Annotated in this window: 4 protein-coding genes and 1 pseudogene; 3 read left to right on the top strand and 2 right to left on the bottom strand. The window is 22.9% G+C overall.

Annotated features, from left to right (window positions below; translation table 4 throughout):
- Nucleotides 1-558 precede the first annotated feature (558 nt).
- A complete protein-coding gene (locus EXC48_RS00165) occupies nt 559-1,824 on the bottom strand; it encodes an MFS transporter (RefSeq protein WP_129720339.1) in 1,266 nt (421 codons plus the stop codon).
- A 138-nt stretch (nt 1,825-1,962) separates the two neighbouring features.
- On the opposite strand from EXC48_RS00165, the gene ftsY (EXC48_RS00160) reads away from it, so the two are divergent.
- Nucleotides 1,963-3,006, top strand: coding sequence for a signal recognition particle-docking protein FtsY (gene ftsY, locus EXC48_RS00160; protein WP_129720338.1), 1,044 nt, complete (start codon nt 1,963-1,965; stop codon nt 3,004-3,006).
- On the opposite strand, the pseudogene ftsY (EXC48_RS00155) reads toward ftsY (EXC48_RS00160), so the two are convergent.
- A pseudogene (ftsY, locus tag EXC48_RS00155) lies at nt 3,003-4,036 on the bottom strand (signal recognition particle-docking protein FtsY). The gene ftsY (EXC48_RS00160) and the pseudogene ftsY (EXC48_RS00155) sit on opposite strands and share 4 nt — an antisense overlap.
- Nucleotides 4,037-4,174: 138 nt before the next feature.
- Between ftsY (EXC48_RS00155) and EXC48_RS04800 the strand changes: the two are divergent.
- On the top strand, nt 4,175-4,402 hold the full coding sequence (locus EXC48_RS04800) for a hypothetical protein (protein ID WP_223216284.1): 228 nt from the start codon (nt 4,175-4,177) through the stop codon (nt 4,400-4,402).
- A gap of 58 nt (nt 4,403-4,460) precedes the next feature.
- Nucleotides 4,461-5,348: an MFS transporter gene (locus EXC48_RS00150; RefSeq protein WP_223216283.1), complete on the top strand. Its 888-nt coding sequence runs from the start codon at nt 4,461-4,463 to the stop codon at nt 5,346-5,348.
- Nucleotides 5,349-6,097 lie beyond the last annotated feature (749 nt).

The following is a 6,097-nucleotide window of genomic DNA, read 5'->3' as shown; positions in this document are numbered from 1 at the left end:
TTGTTACCTGAGTTTTCTAGATACTCAGGTTTTTTAATTATTTTTGCTATACATTTAAAATGCTATATACTTTTAAAAATCAAAAACATTCTTATAAAATATTGATATGATCATTTAAATAACGAGTATAAATTCTTTATTTGGAAATACAAATATATTTAGACAACTAAATAATAACTATAAAAATTGATAAATATGATGAAAACATAAATGTTAAAAAAGCTATTATCAACAATAAATTAAGAAATATGCTTCCAAATTGAAGTTAATACTAATACAAAATTTATTGATAAAATAAAAATTTCCAGAAATACAGAATATGGTAAACATATAAAGTATTATATTTCATCAAATGCCTAAGATCTATCAACTATTTTAAGCACATTACAAAAAATAAGCATTGTTGACTATTTAAATTATTCTAAAAAGTCTTTTTAAAATATTAGATTTATAATCAAAATTTTAAAAACGTTCTTCTAACTTTAGATGAGCAACCAAGATGATAATCCATTTAAGACCGTTAGATGAAATTATTATAAAGTTTTTATTATAAGTATTTTATTTATCATCTTGATTAACCTCTTGTTTTTGAATTTTATACTTTGAATAAAAAATAAAAAGGCAAATAATTAATAGAATTAGTGAATACATTAAAAACATTACTACAAATCCAGCATATAAATATAAAACCGTTAGTAACAAAATTAATATTGTATAAAAAACTATCCTATAAACTAAGATATATGAATTTTGTCTAGTGAATTCTTTTTTATCAAATATCATAAATATATAATTATTACCAATAGGCAAAACCAACGAACTAAGCATTTGCGTCAAAGCATTTAAAATTAAGTACGATATTAACAATAATTTTGGGTCATTTATAATATTTAAAAAAAGTCAGATAAAGCTTAATAATGCAATTACTAAAATAATAATATTAAAATATAAAGACCTATTATGAGCATTTATTTTATTTAGCAAAAAGGAACACAAGGTTCCTATTAAACCAAAACCAAATATACAAATTGTAAAAATAAAGGTTCACTCTTTATAATCATAATTAACAAAACTGAAAAATTGATTAATTCCTGCTTGTTTTGGATAAAGTAAGATTGTTATTAAAAATCCTAGCGAAATTGCAAAAGTTCAATTTAAATATTTATTTTTGCTAGTTTTAATTTCAACATCGTGTTGTTCAATAAATTCAATATGATTCTTCTTTTGCTTTAAACATAAATATAATGATGTTGAAGTTAGAAATGTAATCATATTTAATAATAATGTAGCTCAAAAAGGAAAATATTTAAATAACAAAAAGCCTAAAATTGGTGATAAAAATGAAGCAAAAGATAATCCTAATGAGTTAAATAAATTATATTGTTTCATATCATGAGAATTATTTGATAAATAAAAAATTATATTTTTAATAGCTAAAAATCTAAAACTGTTAAATAAACCATATAATGAACTAGAAATAGTTAAAATCCAAGAAAATGTGTGCCCATAAATATTCGTATCAATTAAAAAGTAAATCACAAAAACAATTAATACAACTAAAAAACTTGAAAAATCTGCAAAAAATATGATTTGCTTATTAGTGAATTTTTGAACAATTTTTGGCCCAAAAATATATACAATTAAAGCTGGCAATTGGATAAATAGATAAAACAATGAAACAAGTCAAAAATTTTCTGTTAATTTAAAAATATAAACTGACGAACTTAACTTAACCGCTTCTGTTCCTAAAATAGAAATTATTAAAGCGGATGTATATTTAAACTTATTAATAATGTTGGTTTTTTTAGTTATTACTTGTTCCATAATTTGTCCTAATATTTAATTATATTACAATCTTACTATTGCTAAAACTCTAAATTTAATAGCTCAAAATAGCAATTTTAAGCTATATTTAAGCAATTATTATCAAGGATAAATAAAAAAATATAATAAAATATATTTATGGGATTTTTTAAAAATTTAATTAATAAAGTTTTCAAAAAAGAAAACAAACAAGATATTCAAACTCTAAAAGAAGAATTAAAAGAGCAAAAGCAAAAAGAGATCTTAACAAGTGAAAAATTTAAAAAATATGAAAATGGTCTTAAAAATAGCTCTGATTTTGGTAAAAAACTTTTAGAAATTCAAAACAAATATAATCAAATAGATGAAGACTTTTTTGAAGAATTAGAAGAACTACTAATAATGTCTGATATTAACTTAAAACTAGTTGATGTAATTATTGAAAAAATCAAGCAAGAAGTAAAAATAAATAATATCGATGATCCAAAACTTATTGGCGAGCTTATTGCTGATCAACTTTTTGTAATATATACTGGAAATACAATTACTAATACTAACTTAAATTTTTCTGATGGTAGATTAAATATTTTTATCTTTGTAGGTGTTAATGGCTCAGGCAAAACAACTTCTATTGCTAAAATAGCAAATAAATACATCAAAGAAGGTAAAAAAGTTTTAATAGCAGCCGCTGATACATTTAGAGCTGGCGCAGTAAACCAATTGGGTATTTGAGCAGATAGAATAGGGGCTAAAATTATAAAACCACAAAAAGAAGGCGCCGATCCTGCTTCAGTTGTATATGAATCACTTGATAAAGCCACTAGTGAACATTATGATTTATTAATCATTGATACAGCTGGAAGATTGCAAAATAAAATAAACTTAATGAATGAACTTTCTAAAATGGTTAATATTATTAAACGTTTTGTACCGGATGCTCCGCATGAATCATTGCTGGTTTTAGATGCAACAACCGGACAAAATGGTCTGTCACAAGCAAAAAACTTTAAAGAAATTGCTAATTTGACTGGTGTTATTTTGACAAAACTAGACGGAACCTCAAAAGGAGGTATAGTTCTTTCTATTAAAGATGAATATAATTTAGATGTTAAATATGTTGGATTAGGTGAAAAACTTGATGATTTACAAGAATTTGATCTTGATCTATTTATTTATATGACTAAGGTTCTTATACTCAGTTAAAAGATCCTTATCATATAAATAAATAGATCAAGATCAAATTCTTGTAAATCATCAAGTTTTTCACCTAATCCAACATATTTAACATCTAAATTATATTCATCTTTAATAGAAAGAACTATACCTCCTTTTGAGGTTCCGTCTAGTTTTGTCAAAATAACACCAGTCAAATTAGCAATTTCTTTAAAGTTTTTTGCTTGTGACAGACCATTTTGTCCGGTTGTTGCATCTAAAACCAGCAATGATTCATGCGGAGCATCCGGTACAAAACGTTTAATAATATTAACCATTTTAGAAAGTTCATTCATTAAGTTTATTTTATTTTGCAATCTTCCAGCTGTATCAATGATTAATAAATCATAATGTTCACTAGTGGCTTTATCAAGTGATTCATATACAACTGAAGCAGGATCGGCGCCTTCTTTTTGTGGTTTTATAATTTTAGCCCCTATTCTATCTGCTCAAATACCCAATTGGTTTACTGCGCCAGCTCTAAATGTATCAGCGGCTGCTATTAAAACTTTTTACCTTCTTTGATGTATTTATTTGCTATTTTAGCAATAGAAGTTGTTTTGCCTGAGCCATTAACACCTACAAAGATAAAAATATTTAATCTACCATCAGAAAAATTTAAGTTAGTATTAGTAATTGTATTTCCAGTATATATTACAAAAAGTTGATCAGCAATAAGCTCGCCAATAAGTTTTGGATCATCGATATTATTTATTTTTACTTCTTGCTTGATTTTTTCAATAATTACATCAACTAGTTTTAAGTTAATATCAGACATTATTAGTAGTTCTTCTAATTCTTCAAAAAAGTCTTCATCTATTTGATTATATTTGTTTTGAATTTCTAAAAGTTTTTTACCAAAATCAGAGCTATTTTTAAGACCATTTTCATATTTTTTAAATTTTTCACTTGTTAAGATCTCTTTTTGCTTTTGCTCTTTTAATTCTTCTTTTAGAGTTTGAATATCTTGTTTGTTTTCTTTTTTGAAAACTTTATTAATTAAATTTTTAAAAAATCCCATAAATATATTTTATTATATTTTTTTATTTATCCTTGATAATAATTGCTTAAATATAGCTTAAAATTGCTATTTTGAGCTATTAAATTTAGAGTTTTAGCAATAGTAAGATTGTAATATAATTAAATATTAGGACAAATTATGGAACAAGTAATAACTAAAAAAACCAACATTATTAATAAGTTTAAATATACATCCGCTTTAATAATTTCTATTTTAGGAACAGAAGCGGTTAAGTTAAGTTCGTCAGTTTATATTTTTAAATTAACAGAAAATTTTTGACTTGTTTCATTGTTTTATCTATTTATCCAATTGCCAGCTTTAATTGTATATATTTTTTGGGCCAAAAATTGTTCAAAAATTCACTAATAAGCAAATCATATTTTTTGCAGATTTTTCAAGTTTTTTAGTTGTATTAATTGTTTTTGTGATTTACTTTTTAATTGATACGAATATTTATGGGCACACATTTTCTTGGATTTTAACTATTTCTAGTTCATTATATGGTTTATTTAACAGTTTTAGATTTTTAGCTATTAAAAATATAATTTTTTATTTATCAAATAATTCTCATGATATGAAACAATATAATTTATTTAACTCATTAGGATTATCTTTTGCTTCATTTTTATCACCAATTTTAGGCTTTTTGTTATTTAAATATTTTCCTTTTTGAGCTACATTATTATTAAATATGATTACATTTCTAACTTCAACATCATTATATTTATGTTTAAAGCAAAAGAAGAATCATATTGAATTTATTGAACAACACGATGTTGAAATTAAAACTAGCAAAAATAAATATTTAAATTGAACTTTTGCAATTTCGCTAGGATTTTTAATAACAATCTTACTTTATCCAAAACAAGCAGGAATTAATCAATTTTTCAGTTTTGTTAATTATGATTATAAAGAGTGAACCTTTATTTTTACAATTTGTATATTTGGTTTTGGTTTAATAGGAACCTTGTGTTCCTTTTTGCTAAATAAAATAAATGCTCATAATAGGTCTTTATATTTTAATATTATTATTTTAGTAATTGCATTATTAAGCTTTATCTGACTTTTTTTAAATATTATAAATGACCCAAAATTATTGTTAATATCGTACTTAATTTTAAATGCTTTGACGCAAATGCTTAGTTCGTTGGTTTTGCCTATTGGTAATAATTATATATTTATGATATTTGATAAAAAAGAATTCACTAGACAAAATTCATATATCTTAGTTTATAGGATAGTTTTTTATACAATATTAATTTTGTTACTAACGGTTTTATATTTATATGCTGGATTTGTAGTAATGTTTTAATGTATTCACTAATTCTATTAATTATTTGCCTTTTTATTTTTTATTCAAAGTATAAAAATTCAAAAACAAGAGGTTAATCAAGATGATAAATAAAATACTTATAATAAAAACTTTATAATAATTTCATCTAACGGTCTTAAATGGATTATCATCTTTGGTTGCTCATCTAAAGTTAGAAGAACGTTTTTAAAATTTTGATTATAAATCTAATATTTTAAAAAGACTTTTTAGAATAATTTAAATAGTCAACAATGCTTATTTTTTGTAATGTGCTTAAAATAGTTGATAGATCTTAGGCATTTGATGAAATATAATACTTTATATGTTTACCATATTCTGTATTTCTGGAAATTTTTATTTATCAATAAATTTTGTATTAGTATTAACTTCAATTGGAAGCATATTTCTTAATTTATTGTTGATAATAGCTTTTTAACATTTATGTTTTCATCATATTTATCAATTTTTTATAGTTATTATTTAGTTGTCTAAATATATTTGTATTTTCCAAATAAAGAATTTATACTCGTTATTTAAATGATCATATCAATATTTATAAGAATGTTTTTGATTTTTAAAGTATATAGCATTTAAATGTATAGCAAAATAATTAAAAAACCTGAGTATCTAGAAAACTCAGGTAACAAATTTATAACGTTTTAATTTAACTCTTTAATTTATCTTCAATTTCTTTAATTGCTTTATCTAGTTCTTTATTTAACTTTTCTTTTGCTTCAGGTGTAGTAGCT

Source organism: Mycoplasmopsis cynos (assembly GCF_900660545.1).
Lineage (GTDB): Bacteria > Bacillota_I > Bacilli_A > Mycoplasmatales > Metamycoplasmataceae > Mycoplasmopsis > Mycoplasmopsis cynos.
Note: the sequence above shows the minus strand (reverse complement) of the source record. Positions and strands in the feature narration are given on the sequence as shown.